At 71.0% G+C, this 16,780-nt stretch carries 19 protein-coding genes; 4 read left to right on the top strand and 15 right to left on the bottom strand.

Features of this window, described 5'->3' with window-relative positions:
* Nucleotides 1-3: 3 nt before the first annotated feature.
* The 6 genes from E5082_RS00380 to E5082_RS00355 form a co-directional block, all read right to left on the bottom strand.
* Complete coding sequence (locus tag E5082_RS00380) at nt 4-699, bottom strand: demethylmenaquinone methyltransferase (protein ID WP_135789325.1); 696 nt, start codon at nt 697-699, stop codon at nt 4-6.
* Between the two features lie 211 nt (nt 700-910).
* Nucleotides 911-1,510: an imidazolonepropionase-like domain-containing protein gene (locus E5082_RS00375; RefSeq protein ID WP_135789324.1), complete on the bottom strand. Its 600-nt coding sequence runs from the start codon at nt 1,508-1,510 to the stop codon at nt 911-913.
* A gap of 7 nt (nt 1,511-1,517) precedes the next feature.
* Nucleotides 1,518-2,732 (bottom strand): cyclic dehypoxanthinyl futalosine synthase, encoded by a 1,215-nt coding sequence (gene mqnC, locus E5082_RS00370; protein ID WP_135789323.1) that lies wholly within the window; start codon nt 2,730-2,732, stop codon nt 1,518-1,520.
* A gap of 143 nt (nt 2,733-2,875) precedes the next feature.
* Complete coding sequence (locus E5082_RS00365; RefSeq protein ID WP_135789322.1) at nt 2,876-3,592, bottom strand: prepilin peptidase; 717 nt, start codon at nt 3,590-3,592, stop codon at nt 2,876-2,878.
* Entirely contained in the window at nt 3,585-5,150 is a 1,566-nt protein-coding gene (locus tag E5082_RS00360) for a serine/threonine-protein kinase (RefSeq protein WP_135789321.1), read from the bottom strand. Before E5082_RS00360 ends, E5082_RS00365 begins: the two co-directional genes overlap by 8 nt.
* A gap of 55 nt (nt 5,151-5,205) precedes the next feature.
* Nucleotides 5,206-6,054 carry a menaquinone biosynthetic enzyme MqnA/MqnD family protein gene (locus tag E5082_RS00355; protein ID WP_135789320.1) on the bottom strand — a complete coding sequence of 283 codons (849 nt, stop codon included), beginning with the start codon at nt 6,052-6,054 and terminating at the stop codon, nt 5,206-5,208.
* A gap of 285 nt (nt 6,055-6,339) precedes the next feature.
* Between E5082_RS00355 and E5082_RS00350 the strand changes: the two genes are divergently transcribed.
* Nucleotides 6,340-6,543 (top strand): cold-shock protein, encoded by a 204-nt coding sequence (locus E5082_RS00350; RefSeq protein WP_030813734.1) that lies wholly within the window; start codon nt 6,340-6,342, stop codon nt 6,541-6,543.
* Nucleotides 6,544-6,756: 213 nt separating this feature from the next.
* Entirely contained in the window at nt 6,757-7,419 is a 663-nt protein-coding gene (locus tag E5082_RS00345) for a class I SAM-dependent methyltransferase (protein ID WP_135789319.1), read from the top strand.
* Here E5082_RS00345 and E5082_RS00340 read toward each other — a convergent pair.
* The 8 genes from E5082_RS00340 to E5082_RS00305 form a co-directional block, all read right to left on the bottom strand.
* Nucleotides 7,406-9,370, bottom strand: a complete 1,965-nt coding sequence (locus tag E5082_RS00340; protein WP_244321562.1) for an AMP-dependent synthetase/ligase — start codon at nt 9,368-9,370, stop codon at nt 7,406-7,408. The genes E5082_RS00345 and E5082_RS00340 overlap by 14 nt on opposite strands.
* Nucleotides 9,371-9,613: 243 nt before the next feature.
* Entirely contained in the window at nt 9,614-9,901 is a 288-nt protein-coding gene (locus E5082_RS00335; RefSeq protein WP_086694192.1) for a DUF4229 domain-containing protein, read from the bottom strand.
* A gap of 94 nt (nt 9,902-9,995) precedes the next feature.
* On the bottom strand, nt 9,996-10,520 hold the full coding sequence (locus tag E5082_RS00330; RefSeq protein ID WP_135789317.1) for a GNAT family N-acetyltransferase: 525 nt from the start codon (nt 10,518-10,520) through the stop codon (nt 9,996-9,998).
* Between the two features lie 51 nt (nt 10,521-10,571).
* The gene (gene mqnE, locus E5082_RS00325; protein WP_086694190.1) at nt 10,572-11,735 is read right to left on the bottom strand and encodes an aminofutalosine synthase MqnE; all 1,164 of its coding nucleotides are present in this window, start codon (nt 11,733-11,735) and stop codon (nt 10,572-10,574) included.
* 62 nt (nt 11,736-11,797) lie between these two features.
* Nucleotides 11,798-12,253: an Lrp/AsnC family transcriptional regulator gene (locus E5082_RS00320; RefSeq protein WP_135789316.1), complete on the bottom strand. Its 456-nt coding sequence runs from the start codon at nt 12,251-12,253 to the stop codon at nt 11,798-11,800.
* Between the two features lie 67 nt (nt 12,254-12,320).
* Nucleotides 12,321-12,971: a UbiX family flavin prenyltransferase gene (locus E5082_RS00315; RefSeq protein ID WP_135789315.1), complete on the bottom strand. Its 651-nt coding sequence runs from the start codon at nt 12,969-12,971 to the stop codon at nt 12,321-12,323.
* Nucleotides 12,972-13,046: 75 nt separating this feature from the next.
* Nucleotides 13,047-13,946 (bottom strand): menaquinone biosynthesis prenyltransferase MqnP, encoded by a 900-nt coding sequence (gene mqnP / locus E5082_RS00310; RefSeq protein ID WP_135789314.1) that lies wholly within the window; start codon nt 13,944-13,946, stop codon nt 13,047-13,049.
* A 79-nt stretch (nt 13,947-14,025) separates the two neighbouring features.
* Nucleotides 14,026-15,483: a menaquinone biosynthesis decarboxylase gene (locus tag E5082_RS00305; protein WP_135789313.1), complete on the bottom strand. Its 1,458-nt coding sequence runs from the start codon at nt 15,481-15,483 to the stop codon at nt 14,026-14,028.
* A gap of 75 nt (nt 15,484-15,558) precedes the next feature.
* On the opposite strand from E5082_RS00305, the gene E5082_RS00300 reads away from it, so the two are divergent.
* The gene (locus E5082_RS00300) at nt 15,559-15,834 is read left to right on the top strand and encodes a PLD nuclease N-terminal domain-containing protein (protein WP_135789312.1); all 276 of its coding nucleotides are present in this window, start codon (nt 15,559-15,561) and stop codon (nt 15,832-15,834) included.
* An 18-nt stretch (nt 15,835-15,852) separates the two neighbouring features.
* Here E5082_RS00300 and E5082_RS33635 read toward each other — a convergent pair whose 3' ends face one another.
* Entirely contained in the window at nt 15,853-16,104 is a 252-nt protein-coding gene (locus tag E5082_RS33635) for a hypothetical protein (protein WP_373310124.1), read from the bottom strand.
* A 101-nt stretch (nt 16,105-16,205) separates the two neighbouring features.
* Here E5082_RS33635 and E5082_RS00285 point away from each other — a divergent pair, with 101 nt between their 5' ends.
* Nucleotides 16,206-16,664, top strand: coding sequence for a nucleoside deaminase (locus E5082_RS00285; RefSeq protein WP_135789311.1), 459 nt, complete (start codon nt 16,206-16,208; stop codon nt 16,662-16,664).
* Nucleotides 16,665-16,780 lie beyond the last annotated feature (116 nt).

Below are 16,780 nucleotides of genomic sequence, written 5' to 3'. Positions count from 1 at the left end.
CGGTCAGAGCTGCTTGAAGCCCCGGTGCAGGGCCACCACGCCTCCGGTCAGGTTGCGCCAGGCCACCTTCGACCAGCCGGCCTTCTGGAGCTTCTCCGCCAGCGCCGGCTGGTCGGGCCAGGCGCGGATGGATTCCGCCAGGTACACGTACGCGTCCGGGTTCGACGACACCGAACGTGCCACCGGGGGGAGCGCCCTCATCAGGTACTCCGTGTACACCGTGCGGAACGGGGCCCACGTGGGGTGCGAGAACTCGCAGATCACCACCCTGCCGCCCGGCTTCGTCACCCGGTACAGCTCGCTCAGCGCGGCGTCCGTGTCCTGGACGTTGCGCAGGCCGAAGGAGATCGTCACCGCGTCGAAGGTGTCGTCCCTGAACGGGAGCCTTGTCGCGTCGCCCGCTGTGATCGGGAGCCACGGGTGCTTCTTCTTGCCCACCTGGAGCATGCCCAGGGAGAAGTCGCAGGGGACCACATAGGCGCCCGCCCTCGCGAACGGGAGCGACGACGTCGCCGTGCCCGCCGCCAGGTCCAGCACCTTCTGCGCGGGGCGGGCGTCCACCGCCTTCGCCACCTCCTTGCGCCAGCGGCGGTCCTGGCCCAGTGACAGCACGTCGTTCGTGAGGTCGTACCGTTCCGCCACGTCGTCGAACATCTCGGCGACTTCGTGGGGCTGCTTGTTCAAGGAAGCGCGGGTCACCGTGTCATTGTTGCAGGCTCGTCCGCTGTGGTTCGGGGCGGCACGGGGTCCGGTGCGTCTTGGGGGCGGGGCCGCGCCGGGGGGTGTCCGTCCTCGGTCCGGCGACTTCTGTTTCTTGGATGCGTTCGGCTTGCCTCATCGCCGGCCGCTGCGGGCGGACACCCCCCGACACGTCCCCTCGCCGCCGTCGCCGGGTCTCCCGCCGTCTCGGTCAGCGGCTTCTGTGGACGATTCGGCCCTCGATCACCGTCGCCACGCAGGTGCTTGCGCCTCGGTTCACCAAGTCGTCGCGCGACGCTACGTCGAACACCGCGAAGCGGGCCGCGCCGCCCCGCGCCAGAGGCGGCAGGAGGATCAGGGGGCGGGGAGACAGTGATGGGGGGCCCGGCAGGCGGGGTGGGCGTTGGCCTACTGCCAAGCCTGCTCTGCGGACCACGTCCGCCACCGTGCGGGTGCGTAGCTCGCCTGCCACCGCCACCGTGCCGTGGGCCAGCATGCGTTGTACGCCTCTTCGGGCGCTCGCGCCGAGGAGGGAAGGGTCGCGGCGGAAGATCGCCTGTGCGCGTTCGCCGGTGATGGGGTCGGTGCCCAGGGCGTCCGCCTCGCGGGGGTCCGGGTGGTAGGTCGACTCCAGGAGTTCCGGGGCGTACGGGTTCAGGAGGCCCGGCGTGAGGATGCCGGGCCACCTTCGTACTCTCGCCCGTGGGGCCGCCGCGGTCAGCTCTTCGTACGGGGCTACGGCTGCGATCGTCGCGCCGTCGACCAGGACCGCTGTCTCCGGGGAGTTCTCGGCTACGTGAAGTGTCAGCACTTTGCGGCTAGTTGGAGGCGATCAGCTTCAGTTCGGGGTGGGCCGTGCCGCCCTCGATCGCGGTCGAGGAGATGTGGGAGACCACCCTGTCGTCGACCGGGTCGTTCGCCGGGTCCTCGTGGACCACCAGGTGCTCGTAGGTGGTCGCCCGCTGTGCCGGCGTGCGGCCCGCCTTGCGGATCAGGTCGATGATCTCCAGGCGGTTGCTGCGGTGCTTTGCACCGGCCGAGGAGACCACGTTCTCCTCCAGCATGATCGAGCCCAGGTCGTCCGCGCCGTAGTGCAGCGAGAGCTGGCCCACCTCCTTGCCCGTGGTCAGCCACGAGCCCTGGATGTGCTGGACGTTGTCCATGAACAGGCGCGCGATCGCGATCATGCGCAGGTACTCGAAGAGCGTCGCCTGCGTACGGCCCTTCAGGTGGTTGTTCTCGGGCTGGTAGGTGTACGGGATGAAGGCCCGGAAGCCGCCCGTACGGTCCTGCACGTCCCGGATCATGCGCAGGTGCTCGATGCGCTCGGCGTTCGTCTCGCCCGTGCCCATCAGCATCGTGGACGTCGACTCCACACCCAGGTTGTGCGCCGTCTCCATGATCTCCAGCCAGCGCTCGCCGCTCTCCTTCAGCGGGGCGATCGCCTTGCGGGGGCGGGCCGGGAGGAGTTCGGCGCCGGCGCCGGCGAAGGAGTCCAGGCCCGCCTGGTGGATGCGGGTGATGGCCTCCTCCACCGAGACCTTGGAGATCCTGGCCATGTGCTCGACCTCGGACGCGCCGAGGGAGTGGATGACCAGCTGGGGGAACGCGTCCTTGATCGCCTTGAAGTGCGACTCGTAGTACTCGACGCCGTAGTCCGGGTGGTGACCGCCCTGGAACATGATCTGGGTGCCGCCCAGTTCGACCGTCTCCGCGCAGCGGCGCAGGATGTCGTCCAGGTCGCGGGACCAGCCCTTCTTGGTGTCCTTCGGGGCCGCGTAGAAGGCGCAGAACTTGCACGCCGTGACGCACACGTTCGTGTAGTTGATGTTGCGCTCGATGATGTACGTGGCGATGTGCTCGGTGCCCGCGTACTTGCGGCGGCGCACGGCGTCGGCGGCCGCGCCGAGCGCGTGCAGGGGGGCGTCGCGGTAGAGGACGAGCGCTTCCTCGGGCGTGATGCGTCCGCCCGCTGCGGCTCGGTCCAGCACGGCTGCGACATCCAAAGAAGCGAGTTCGGCCTTCTCGGTCACCGGGCGTCCCTTTCGTCAAGGGTTAATCAAGGAAGGACAGTGCGCGTAGCGCTCGTAACAAGGGTGCGAGCGGAGGCGGGTGGGCGGACCCAGTCAGCCTACGCCAGCGTCTTGGATCACCCGACTTCAGGCCGTGTGGGCGGTCAGGACGTGTACGCGCCCAGCAGTACGCCCAGCAGCGTGCCGGTCAGCAGGAAGGGGCCGAACGGGATGGCCGACTTGCGGGTGGCCCGGCGGGTGAGGAGGAGGGCCAGGCCGTACAGGGCGCCTGTCGTGAAGGTGGCGCAGGTGCCGAGCATCAGGGTCGGCCAGCCGTACCAGCCGAGGGACGCGCCCAGGGCCGGGGCCAGTTTCACGTCTCCGAAGCCCATGCCGGAGGGGTTGAGGAGGTGGAGGGCCAGGTAGGCGGCGGCCAGGGTCAGGGCTCCGTAGAGGGCTGTGCGGTAGCTGCCGGTGTGGTCGGGGAGCTGTGCCGCCAGGGCCAGCAGCGTCAGTACCGCGGGGGTGAGCGGGAGGGTCAGGGGGTCCGGGAGGCGGTGGACTCGCAGGTCGACCGCGGTCAGGAGGGTCGCCACCGGGGCCAGGGTCAGCCAGGCCGCCAGTTCCGGGCGGGGGCCCGTCGCCAGGGCCAGCAGGGCGCACACCAGTGCCGTGACCGTGGGAAGGGCCGGCGTAGTCGTGCGGGGGCACCGGCGGCACGGGGTCGCACCCAGCCAGCCGGTCAGGGGGTGGTCCGCCTCGCACGTCGTGCGCCACGGCGTGCCCTGGGGGGTCGTGAAGCGGTACGCGGCTCTCGGGAGCAGGGCGCCCGTCAGGGCGCCCCACAGGGCGGCCAGTGCCACGGGGAGCACGTCAGTCATCGGGGGCCACCTTGGACAGGCGGGCCTCGGGGTTGCCCTCCGCCGCGGCGGTGGAGGTGTAGGTGAGGTCGTCGCCGGTGGGGGTCAGGCGGATCTCGTGCGGGGCGGGGTCGCAGCCCTTGTGGTTGGTCCTGGCGCCGGTGGACGTGGCCAGCAGACGGGTGGAGTCGGCCTGCTTCAGGGTCAGGATGTCCACGCAGGTTCCGCCCAGTTGGTCCGTCTGGCGGAGGTTGCCCAGCTCCTTGCCCGGCGTCGCCTGGTGGACCGTGACGCGGAAGGTGCCCATGGGCAGGGCGCCGTCCAGGGCGGTTGCCCTGCCCTCCCAGGTGCCCAGGTAGCGGGCCGGGATCGCGCCGGCGCGGTCGGCTGGGGCGGAGTGGGCCGGGGCGCTGCCCGCCGTGTCGTCGCCGTCGCCGGAGCCGGGGCGCAGCCAGGTCGTGACGCCCAGGGAGACCGCCGCCAGGGCGCCCGCCACCGCGAGGGCCACCGTGCAGCTCATCCGGCGCCCGCGTCCCCGCTCCCCCGGTGCCGAGGTCGCCGCCAGGCTGACGCTCACCTTGCCGGGCGCCGTCTCAGGAGCCGGGGTCATCACCGGGGCCGGGCCGAACTCCCCCGGCACCGCCGGGCTGCTGAAGTCCACCGGGCCCGAGGGCGCGTCGGCGGACGCCTCCAGGTTGAGGATCTGCACCGCGCTCCGGCTGACCTGCTCGACGAGGGGACCGGGGAGCCAGCCGCCGGTGATCAGGGCGGCGGCGCCCTGCGGGGCCAGGCGCCGGGCGAGGGTGGCGGGTGCGGGACGGCCGGCGGGGTCCTTGGCCAGGCAGGCGGCGGCGATCTCACGCAACTCACCGTCCAGCGAGCCGAGTTCCGGTTCCTCGTGAACCACCTTGTAGAGCAGGGCGGCCGAGGAGTCGCCGGGGAAGGGCGGGGTGCCGGTCGCCGCGTAGGCGAGGACCGCGCCCAGGGAGAAGACGTCCGCCGCGCCGGTGACCCGGCCGCCCAGGATCTGTTCGGGGGCCATGTAGCCGGGTGAGCCCACCGAGGCGCCGGTCGCGGTGAGGGAGGCGGTGCCGGTGGTGGCGCGGGCGATGCCGAAGTCGATCAGCAGCGGACCGTCCAGGGTGAGCAGCACGTTGGACGGCTTCACGTCCCGGTGGACTAGGTCCAGCGCGTGCACGGTGGCCAGCGCCTCGGCGAGGCCGGCGCCCAGCGCCCGCACGGTGGGGGCGGGCAGCGGGCCGTGGGCGGTGACGGCCCGGGCGAGGGAGGGACCCGCCGCGTACGCCGTGGCGGCCCAGGGGACGGGCGCGTCCGGGTCGGCGTCGAGCACCGGCGCGGTCCAGGCGCCGCCCACCCGGCGCGCGGCCGCCACCTCGCGGCGGAAGCGCGCCCGGAACTCCTCGTCCAGCGCGTACTGCGGGTGGACGATCTTCACGGCGACCGTCCGGCCGCCCGCGCTGCGGCCCAGGTAGACGCGGCCCATGCCGCCGGAGCCGAGCCGGCCCAGCAGCCGGTACGGGCCGACGGCGGCCGGTTCGTCCGCTCCGAGCGGCTGCATGGCGACCCCTCCCCCGCGGGCTCCCCCGTAAAGCCGCGCCCTCGCAGCGTAGTGATTACGCCCCGAGCAGTTCCACCTTCACGTCGGCCGGGAAGCCGGTCGTGGGGCCGACGCGGTGGGCGAACTCCGCGACCGCCTTCAGCTGCGGGGGGCCGAAGGAGAAGTCGAGGGTGGTGAAGTACTGCTCCAGGGTCGCCTCGTCGAACGCCTCCCAGCGGGCGGCCTGCTCGGCGACCTTGCCGACCTCCTCCAGGGACACGTTCCGGGAGGCGAGGAACGCCTCGTGCACCTTGCGGGTGATCTCCGGCTCGCGTTCGGCGTAATCGCGCCGCGCGGCCCACACCGCGAAGACGAACGGCAGACCCGTCCACTCCTTCCACAGCGCGCCCAGGTCGTGCACCTGAAGGCCGTACCGCGGCGCGTCGACCAGGTTGGCGCGCAGGGCCGCGTCACCGATGAGGACGGCGGCGTCCGCCTCCTGCATCATCAGGCTCAGGTCGGGCGGGCAGGTGTAGTAATCCGGGCGCACCCCGTACCGCTCGGCCAGCAGCAGCTGGGCCAGCCGGACCGAGGTCCGCGAGGTCGAGCCGAGGGCGACACGCGCACCGTCGAGCCGGTCCAGCGGCAGCTGCGAGACGATCACGCAGGACATCACCGGGCCGTCGCAGCCCACCGCGATGTCGGGGAAAGCGACCAGGTCACCGGCGTTGCGCAGGAATTCCACGAGCGTGATGGGGCCGATGTCGAGATCACCGCGCACAAGCTGCTCGCTGAGCTTCTCCGGGGTGTCCTTGGTCAGCTCGAAGTCGAGGAGCGTGCCGGTTCTCGCGAGCCCCCAGTAGAGGGGCAGGCAGTTGAGGAACTGGATGTGGCCGACGCGCGGCCGGGTGCGAGAATTGTCCACATCGCGAGACTAGACCCCTTGCGATACGAGGCTCCGACCGGCCCGTCGTGTGCGCTCCGGGCAGCCGGTTCAAACATTCGGGTGACGTGATCTTGACCTCTATTGCTTTCCGGTGCCCGCGTGCTAGGCTCGCCGCAAGTTGCAGTTTGGTTTCCCTTGCAGTACAGAGCCTGCGGAGCATGTGACCGCGGGCTCTCGTCGTTTTCAGATGAATGCAGTCGTGCAGCACCGTTCGCACTTGCAGGTTCTGGAGCAGGGCAACCCTTTTGGGCCCAAGGAGGGCTTATGGCTACCGGAACCGTTAAGTGGTTCAACGCCGAAAAGGGCTTTGGCTTCATCGCCCAGGAGGGCGGCGGCCCCGACGTCTTCGTTCACTACTCCGCGATCAACGCCACCGGCTTCCGCTCCCTCGAGGAGAACCAGCAGGTGAACTTCGACGTGACCCAGGGCCCGAAGGGTCCGCAGGCGGAGAACGTCACCCCCGTCTGATCACTGCCTGATCGCAGAACCTGAGTGCAGTACCCAAGGAGCCCCACGCCTTCCGGCGACGGGGCTCCTGCCTTTTCCTCGTGACGTTCCGATGAATTGCGGGCGAATTCCGCGTCCCGCCCGCCGTGCATTGATCACCGGGGGCATTCCGGTCCCGGAGTTCTCACCCGAACGGCCGCGGGGAAGTCGCCGGAACCCCTAGGGTCGCTGCCCATGACCGACTCCCCCGCCTCCCCCGACTTCCTTGCCGCGACCCGGACGTTCTACGACGCGATCGCCGAGGACTACTCCGATCATTTCCGCCGGGCGCATCTCGCCCAGCCCTTCGACCGGGCCCTGCTGAAGGTGTTCGCGGAGCTGGTGGGGGCGGGCGCGGCGGTGGCCGACCTGGGGTGCGGGCCGGGCCGGGTCACCGGGTTCCTCGCCGCCGAGGGACTCGACGTGTTCGGGCTCGACCTCTCCCCCGCCATGCTGGCGGTCGCCCGCCGCGAGAACCCCGGCCTGCGCTTCGAGCAGGGCTCCATGCTGGAGCTGGACCTCCCGGACGGGAAGCTGGCCGGTGTCGTGTCCTGGTACTCCAGCATCCACACCCCGGTGGAGCGACTGCCCGCGCTGTTCGCCGAGTTCCGCCGCGTGCTGGCGCCGGGCGGACATCTGCTGCTGGCCTTCCAGGCGGGCGAGGAACCCCGGCGCCACGACCGGCCCTGGGGCCACCCGGTCAGCCTGGACTTCCTCCGCCGCGACCCGGAGCGCATGGTCGCGCTGCTGGAGGAGGCTGGGTTCGCCCTCACCTCCCGCACGGTCCGCGCGCCGGGCCCCACGGAACCCGTCCCACAGGCGTACCTGCTGGCCCAAGTGGACTCTAGGGCCCGGTGACCTGACCCGAGCCCTCGTACAGCCCCTCCACCGCGTCCGCGAAGTCCCGCAGGATGCGGGCGCGGCGGAGCTTCATGGAGGGGGTGAGGTGGCCGTTGTGCTCGGTGAAGTCGCCGGCAAGGACGGTGAAGCGGCGGATGGACTCAGGGCGGGAGACGAGCTGGTTGGCCTGCTCGATCGCGTCCCACAGCGCGGCGTTCAGGTCGGGGTCGCCGACGAGGAGTTCCGGCGGTACCGGGTGCTTGCCGTTCACCTGGCGCCAGTGGTGGATGCCGTCCGGGTCCAGGGTGATGAGGGCGCCGATGTAGGGGCGGCCGTCGCCGACGAGGAGGCAGTGGGAGATCAGGGGGTGCTGGCGCAGCCAGTTCTCCAGCGGGGCCGGGGCGACCGACTTGCCGCCCGCCGTGATCAGCAGCTCCTTCTTGCGGCCGGTGATGGTGAGGTAGCCGTCGTCGTCCAGCTCGCCGAGGTCGCCGGTGGCCAGCCAGCCGTCGCGGGTCGCGGGGACGACACCGCCCGCCTGCTGGTCCCAGTAGCCGCGCAGCACATGGTCGCCGGAGATCAGGATCTCACCGTCGGCAGCGATCCGGACCCGGGTGCCGGGCAGCGGCCAGCCGACGGTGCCGAGGCGGGGCCGCAGCGGCGGAGTGACCGTGGCGGCGGCGGTGGACTCGGTGAGGCCGTACCCCTCGAAGATCTCGATGCCGGCGCCCGCGAAGAAGGCGGCCAGCCGGCGGCCGAGGGGGGAGCCGCCGCAGATGGCGTAGCGGACCTTGCCGCCCATTGCGGCGCGCAGCTTGCGGTAGGCGAGCGGGTCGTAGAAGGAACGGCTGGCCTTCAGGGCCGCGTTGGGGCCGTTGCCGGTGCCGGCCCGGCGGGCCTCCAGCGCCTCGCCGTAGCGCACGGCGGTGGCGGCGGCGCGGTCGAAGGCGGCGGCCTTGCCGCTCGACTCGGCCTTCGCGCGGGCGGTGTTGTACACCTTCTCCAGCATGTACGGGATGGTCAGCAGACAGGTCGGCCGGAACGCGGCCAGGTCCGGCAGCAGATGCTCGGGCTTGAGGCTGGGCGCGTGGCCGAGGCGCACGCGGGCCCGGACGCAGGCGATGGCGACCATGCGGCCGAAGACGTGGGACATCGGCAGGAACAGCAGCACCGACGCCTCCTCACCGGTCGTCACCTTGAACACCGGGTGCAGGAGTTCGATGGCGTTGTCGACCTCGGCGAAGAAGTTGCCGTGCGAGAGGGCGCAGCCCTTGGGGCGGCCGGTGGTGCCCGAGGTGTAGATCAGGGTGGCGAGCGTGTCGGGGCCCAGCATGCCCCGGCGTACGGCGAGCTCACCGTCCGGTGTGCCCGTGCCCGCCTCGGCGAGCAGCTCCACGTGGCCCTCGTCGATGACCCAGACGTGCCGCAGGCCGGGGAGTCGGGCCAGTTCGGGCGCGATGGCGGCGCCCTGGGCGGTGGTCTCGGTGATCAGGGCGACGGCGCCGGAGTCCTGGAGTATCCAGCGGGTCTGGTAGACCGAGGAGGTCGGGTAGACGGGCACGGTGACCAGGCCGGCCGCCCAGGCGGCGAAGTCCAGCAGGGTCCACTCGTACCGGGTGCGGGCCATGACGGCGATCCGCTCGCCCGGCATCAGCCCCTCCGAGACCAGCCCGCGCGCCACCGCCAGCACCTCGGCGGCGAACTGCCCGGCCGTCACGTCCTCCCACTCGCCGGAGGCGTTCTTCCGGCTGAGCACCACCGCGCCGGGCGCGGCCTCGGCGTTGTCGAAGGGCAGGTCGGCCAGCGAGCCGTGGGTGACCGGGGGCGCGAAGGGGGGCACCGCCACTTCCCGGACGGCCCCGTCCAGGCGCCGGATCTCCGGTTCCACCAGCACCGGGCGGCCGTCGTAGTCGAGCGCCGAGACGTGCGGGGCGGGTGAGACGGGGGCGTTGGGGTACGGGGCGGTCACGGGCGACTCCTGGGACGTGCAGCGGCGTACTGCTTGCTGCATGACATACGCGCCCCGCGCACCGGGGCGTTCAGGGCGGCCGTCCGTCGCACCGGTGCGCCGCCGTCAGGCTGGCGATCGTACGAGGCACCTGTGGTGACCCTGTGCGCATCGGGCGGTGGTCCGGCACCGGATGTGTGCAGTCCCGGAGTTTCGGTGAGGGATGTTCCGCTTCTCGGCCGGAGTCAGGAAGCCCGGCCGGAGTCAGGAAGCCCGGCCGGCCGTCTCGGCCGCGTCCTCCTGGTTGCGGTTGGCGTCCAGGTTGGCCTTCATCCGCTCCACCCGGCCGGCCACCTGGACCGAGGCCCGCTCGCGCTCCTTGCGCAGCACCACCCAGCTGATGGGCGCCGAGAGGATCATGGCGAGCAGCACGATCCAGAAGAGGTTGGAGGCGCCGAACCCGCGCGGGAAGATCCCGGAGTAGACGGCTCCCCAGGCGACCACGAGGCAGCCGGCGAAGACGCCGAGGCGCATCAGCGTGTAGCGGAGCATCTCAATCCACTCTTCCGTGTCGTTTCGGCCCCAAAGGCGTGCACCGTCCAGTGAAGCACGCCCTCTACCCGATCTTGGCAGGGGGTGGGCGGGCTCAGCGCAGGGTCAGCAGCATGGTGACGTCGTCGCGGTACTCGCCGGGCGCGACCCGGATGGCGTCCGGCACCCGGCCCACCTCGCGGTAGCCGCAGGAGGCGTAGAAGCGCTCCAGGCCCAGGCCGCCCCGGCAGCCCAGCCGTATCGCCTCGATGCCGTCGATCCCGCGCGCGGCGTCGGCGGCGGCCGCCAGCAGGTCGCGGCCGTACCCGAGACCCTGGTGCTTGGGGTGGACCATCACCGTGTACAGCCAGAGCCAGTGGCCCATCAGCCGGTGGGTGTTGAAGGTGAGGAACGCGGTCGCGGCGACCCGCCCCTCCTCGTCGTGCCCGACCAGCAGCCTGCTGTGCCCCTGGGCGAGCCGCGCCAGTGAGCGGACCAGCTCGGGACGTATGTCCTCGACGGTGGCGGGCGCCACGAAGCCGACGGCGCCGCCCGCGTTGGTGACGTCCGCCCACAGGTCGAGCAGGCCGTCGCGCAGCTCGGAGGTGACGGCGGGGTCCAGGGTGAAGGTAAGAGACACGGGGCCAAGGTAGTCATTACCTCGGCCCCGGCTCAACCAGCGTCCGTGACGTCAGACGCGCATCGCCTGCGGGGTCTCCCGGCGCAGCGGGTCCGGCCCCTCGTACTCGCGGATGATCTCGTACCGGGTGTTGCGCTCCACCGGGCGGAAGCCCGCGTCGCGGATCAGGTCGAGCAGGTCCTCGCGGGTCAGCTTGTTCGGCGTGCCGTAGTTGTCCGCGTCGTGCGTGATCTTGTACTCGACGACCGAGCCGTCCATGTCGTCCGCGCCGTGCTGGAGGGCGAGCTGGGCGGTCTGCACGCCGTGCATCACCCAGAACACCTTCACGTGCGGCACGTTGTCGAACAGCAGCCGGGAGACGGCGAACGTCTTCAGCGCCTCCGCGCCGGTCGCCATCTGGGTGCGCGCCTGGAGGCGGTTGCGGACCTTGCCGTCCTTCATGTCCACGAAGTCGTGCTGGTAGCGCAGCGGGATGAAGACCTGGAAACCGCCGGTCTCGTCCTGGAGTTCGCGCAGCCGCAGCACGTGGTCCACCCGGTGCCGGGGCTCCTCGATGTGCCCGTACAGCATGGTGCACGGGGTCTTCAGACCCTTCTCGTGCGCCAGGCGGTGGATACGGGACCAGTCCTCCCAGTGCGTGCGGTGGTCCACGATGTGCCGGCGGACCTCCCAGTCGAAGATCTCGGCGCCGCCGCCGGTCAGCGACTCCAGCCCGGCGTCGATGAGTTCGTCCAGGATCTCGCTCGCGCTCAGCCCGGAGATCGTCTCGAAGTGGTGGATCTCGGTGGCCGTGAACGCCTTCAGCGAGACGTGCGGCAGCGCGGCCTTCAGTTCCCTCAGCGAGCGCGGGTAGTAGCGCCACGGCAGGTTCGGGTGCAGGCCGTTGACGATGTGCAGCTCGGTCAGGTTCTCCGACTCCATCGCCTTGGCCAGCTTCACGGCCTCCTCGATGCGCATCGTGTACGCGTCCTTCTCGCCTGGCTTGCGCTGGAACGAGCAGTAGGCGCAGGACGCCGTGCACACGTTGGTCATGTTGAGGTGACGGTTGACGTTGAAGTGGACCACGTCGCCGTTCTTGCGCGTGCGCACCTCGTGGGCGAGGCCGCCGAGCCACGCCAGGTCGTCCGACTCGTAGAGCGCGATGCCGTCCTCACGGGTCAGCCGCTCACCGGAGCGGACCTTGTCCTCCAGCTCGCGCTTGAGTCCGACGTCCATACCAACACCTTTCCACGACAACCTGCCCAACCGTACTCCCCCGCACCCGCGTTCCCCCGCGGCTACACCTCTTCGGGCAGCTCCCCGACCCGGTTCTCCCACTTGGTGGAGAGCACGATCGTGGTGCGGGTACGGGAGACGCCCCTGGTGCCGCTCAGCCGGCGGATCGTCTTCTCCAGACCGTCCACGTCGGAGGAGCGGACCTTGAGCATGAAGGAGTCGTCACCGGCGATGAACCAGCAGTCCTCGATCTCGGTGAGGTCCTTCAGCCTGCGGGCCACGTCCTCGTGGTCGGCGGCGTCGGACAGCGAGATGCCGATCAGCGCGGTGACACCCAGGCCCAGCGAGGCCGCGTCCACCGTGGCGCGGTAACCGGTGATGACCCCGGCCGCCTCCAGCCGGTTGATGCGGTCGGTGACGCTGGGTCCCGACAGGCCGACGAGGCGCCCCAGCTCCGCGTACGAGGCCCGGCCGTTCTCCCTCAGGGCCTGGATGAGCTGCCTGTCCACCGCGTCCATGCGATCGAAGCCTTCCGGTGTGAAATTCGCCGTAGAGATATGAGGTACCGCTACTTGCCCTGCGCGCCTACTCGTCCCGCGCGCCGCCGCCCAGCTCGCCCTTCCAGCGCCGGTACAGGCCGTGCCGCACGCCCGCCGCGTCCAGCACCCGGCCGGCGACGAAGTCCACCAGGTCCTGGATGTGGGTGGCGCCCGCGTAGAAGGCCGGCGAGGCGGGAACCACGCTCGCCCCGGCGTCGTCCAGCGCGACGAGCTGGCGCAGGGTCTGCCCGTTCAGCGGGGTCTCGCGCACCGCCACCACCAGCGGCCTGCGCTCCTTCAGCGTCACGCTCGCCGCCCGCTGCAGCAGGTCCTTGGACAGGCCGAGGGCCACCCCCGCGACGCACGCGGTCGACGCCGGCACGATCAGCATGCCCTTGACCGGGTACGACCCCGAGGACGGTCCCGCCGCGAGGTCGCCCGCGTTCCAGTACCGCACCCGGCCGAGATCCGGCGCGAACGTGTCCGGCTTGCCGTCGGCACCGCGCGCCAGCCAGTCCCCGAGGTCCTCGCGCCAGTGGGCGTCCCGGAACGAGATCCCCGTCTCGTCCAGGAGCGTCAGCCGCGAGGCCCGGCTGACCACCAGGTCGACGTCCTCCCCGGCCTCCAGCAGCGCCCGCAGCACCGCCGCCGCGTACGGCGTCCCGGAAGCTCCCGAAACCCCCACGATCCAAGGCACGCGCTGCGTTTGTCCTGCGTTCACACCTTGAGAGTACCGGCGTGACGCACTGTGCTCAGGCCGGGTGGGCCTTGGTCAGACCGTCAGCCCCCGTACGAGCAGATCGAGCAGCGCGCACACGAACAGCGCGATCCCGATGAAGCCGTTGACCTGGAAGAACGCCCGGTTCAGGCGGGACAGGTCGTGGGGGCGGACGATGCGGTGTTCATAGACGAAGGCCGAACCCACGATGACCAGGCCCAGCCAGAAGAACGGACCCGCTTGGGTGAGGACGGCGTACCAGACGAACAGGACCATCGTGATCGCGTGGCAGACCCGCGCGCCCCAGATCGCGGCCGGGACGCCGAAGCGGGCCGGGACCGACTTCACGCCGACCTCGCGGTCGGTCTCCACGTCCTGGCAGGCGTAGATCAGGTCGAAGCCGCCGATCCAGATGCCGACCGCGAAGCCGAGGATCACCGCGTCCCAGGACCAGGTGCCGGTGATCGCCAGCCAGCCGCCGACCGGGCCGATCGCCTGCGCGAGGCCGAGGATCGCCTGCGGGAAGTTGGTGAACCGCTTGCCGTACGGATAGACCACCATCGGGATCACCGCGATCGGCGCGAGCGCCAGGCACAGCGGGTTCAGCAGGGCGGCCGAGCCGAGGAAGACCACCAGCGCGACCAGCGCGCCGGTCCACGCGTGCCGTACCGACATCGCGCCGGTGACCAGCTCGCGGTGGGCGGTGCGCGGGTTACGGGCGTCGATCTCGCGGTCGATGATCCGGTTGACCGCCATGGCGAAGGTGCGCAGGCCGACCATGCAGATGGTGACCAGCAGCAGCCGCGCCCAGTGGACGTTCCTGTCCCACTGGTACATGGCGGTGAGCGAGGCGATGTACGCGAAGGGCAGCGCGAAGACCGAGTGCTCGATCATCACCAGGCGCAGGAAGGCTTTGGTGCGCCCCGGCTGCGGGACGGCGGCAGCGGTACTCACAGCCCGTACTCCGGATCATCCCCGCGCCGGCGGGGAAACCCCGTCTTCGCGCTGCTCGACGCCATCATTCCGATGTCCTTCACAGTCCGTACTCCTTCCAGCGCCGGGTCACCCGTTCGGCCGTATCCGGGTCGGACAGGACCATCTCCGGCCAGCCCCCGTCCCTCGTGTAGCCCTCCTCGGGCAGCTTCTTCGTCGCGTCGATGCCCGCCTTGCCGCCCCAGAACTGCTGGTAGGAGGCGTGGTCGAGATGGTCGACGGGGCCCTCGGCGACCACCAGGTCACGGGCGTAGTCGGTGTTGCCCAGCGCCCGCCAGGCCACCTCGTGCAGGTCGTGCACGTCGCAGTCGGAGTCGACGACCACGATCAGCTTGGTCAGCGACATCATGTGCGCCCCCCAGATCGCGGACATCACCTTCTGCGCGTGCTTCGGGTACTTCTTGTCGATCGAGACGATCGCGCAGTTGTGGAAGCCGCCCGCCTCGGGGAGGTGGTAGTCCACGATGTCCGGGATGATGATCTTCAGCAGCGGCAGGAAGAACCGCTCGGTGGCACGGCCGAGCGGCCCGTCCTCGGTGGGCGGACGGCCGACCACGATGGACTGCAGCAGCGGCCGCTTCCGCATCGTCATGCAGTCGATCTTCAGCGCGGGGAACGGTTCCTGCGGGGTGTAGAACCCGGTGTGGTCGCCGAAGGGCCCCTCGGGCAGCATCTCGCCCGGCTCCAGCCACCCCTCGATGACGACCTCGGCATTGGCCGGCACCTGGAGCGGGACGGTCTTGCAGTCGACCATCTCGATCCGCTTGCCCGCGATGAACCCGGCGAACAGGTACTCGTCGATGTCGCCGGGCAGCGGCGCGGTGGAGGCGTAGGTGACGGCGGGCGGGCAGCCGAAGGCGATGGCGACCGGCAGCCGCTCGCCCCGGCGCGCGGCGACCTGGTAGTGGTTCCGGCTGTCCTTGTGGATCTGCCAGTGCATGCCGATGGTGCGCTTGTCGTGCCGCTGGAGCCGGTACAGACCGAGGTTGCGGACGCCGGTGTCGGGGTCCTTGGTGTGGGTGAGCCCGAGGTTGAAGAAGGACCCGCCGTCCTGGGGCCAGGTGAACAGGGCCGGGAGCATGTCCAGGTCCACGTCGTCACCGGTGAGGACGACCTCCTGGACGGGCGCGTGGTCGCCCTTGACCTTCTTCGGCGGTACGTGCGCCATCGCGCCGAGCTTGCCGAACGCCTCGCGGACACCGACGAAGCCGTGCGGCAGCTCGGGCCGCAGCAGCCCGCCGATCTTGTCGGAGATCTCCGAGTACGACTTGAGCCCGAGCGCCTTGAGCAGGCGGCGGTCGGTGCCGAAGACGTTCATCGCCAGGGGCATCGCCGAGCCCTTGACGTTCTCGAAGAGCAGCGCCGGTCCGCCGGCCTTCTGCACGCGGTCGACGATCTCACCGACCTCCAGGTGTGGGTCGACCTCTGCCTTGATGCGCTTGAGGTCTCCCTCGCGCTCCAGCGCCCGCAGCAGGGAGCGAAGATCGTCGTAAGCCATGTGTCCCAGTATCGGCCACCGGCTACGCTGGCCCGGTCACCGGGGCCGTCCACACCGTGGGGAGATCGCGCGACCATGCTCAGGTATCTGCCGTTCCTGCTGGTCCTGGCCCTGTGGATCTACGCGTTCGTGGACTGTCTGAACACCCCCGAGGACGAGGTACGCCATCTGCCCAAGGTGGCCTGGGTGTTCATCGTCCTGCTCTTCGGCGAGGTTCTGGTCGGCCCGCTGGCCTGGCTGATCACCGGCAAGGTCCGCCACCCGGCCGGTCCGGCCCCGACCTGGGTGGCCCCCGACGACAACCCGGACTTCCTGCGCTCCCTGAAGAAGGACGAGCCGGGTACGGAGTGACCCGGGGGGCGGCAGAGTTCAGTCGCCCCGGAGGACCAGGTCCAGCAGTCCGGGGAAACGCGCCTCGAACTCGGCCCGCCTGAGCCGGTTCACGCGCCGGGCGCCCTCGTCACGCTGCTCGACCAGCCCGGCCGCCCGCGGCACCGTGAAGTGGTGGCCTGGCCGCCGGTGAGGCCCTGGACGCCCGAACCGAGCGCCCGCGGCCGGCCGGAGACGCTGTCGCTGCCGGTCACCGCCGAGTTCCCGCTGGCGGAGGCGGCCGGGGCGCACCGGCTGATGGGGAGCCGGACGAGCACGGGGAAGCTGCTGCTGCGGGTGGAGGCAGGCGGGGGCGCGTTTGGTCCCCGTGCCCCTCCGGGGACAGTGCCCCCATGGATCTGGAGCTGGCGCGGGACTGGCTGCGTACCGCCGTCGAAGAGGCGCGGGCGGGACACGCGGAGGGGGGCATCCCGATCGGGGCCGCGCTCTACGGCTCCCGGGGTGAGGTGCTCGGGCGGGGGCGCAACCGCCGGGTGCAGGACGGGGACCCGGCCACGCACGCGGAGACGGCGGCCTTCCGGGACGCGGGGCGGCGCCCGTCGTACCGGGGGACGACGATGGTGACCACCCTGTCGCCGTGCTGGTACTGCTCCGGGCTGGTGCGGCAGTTCGGGATCTCGCGGGTGGTGGTCGGGGAGGCGGGGACCTTCAGCGGCGGGCACGAGTGGCTGGCCGCGCACGGGGTGGAGGTCGTACTGCTGGACGATCCCGAATGCGGCGCGCTGATGCGGGAGTTCGTGGCGGGGAATCCCGAACTGTGGAACGAGGACATCGGGTTCGCCGGGGGCTGACCGCGCGCACGGTCAGGCGTTCGGCCCGCCATCCGTTCCGCTGAAAAGGCCCACGCGGGCATGTCTCCACCCCGTGCGACGGCATTCCCTTGGCGGGGGCCCCACCACACCGGGGT

The organism is Streptomyces griseoluteus (genome assembly GCF_004784465.1).
GTDB lineage: Bacteria > Actinomycetota > Actinomycetes > Streptomycetales > Streptomycetaceae > Streptomyces > Streptomyces griseoluteus.
This window is presented reverse-complemented; position numbering and strand designations above follow the sequence as displayed.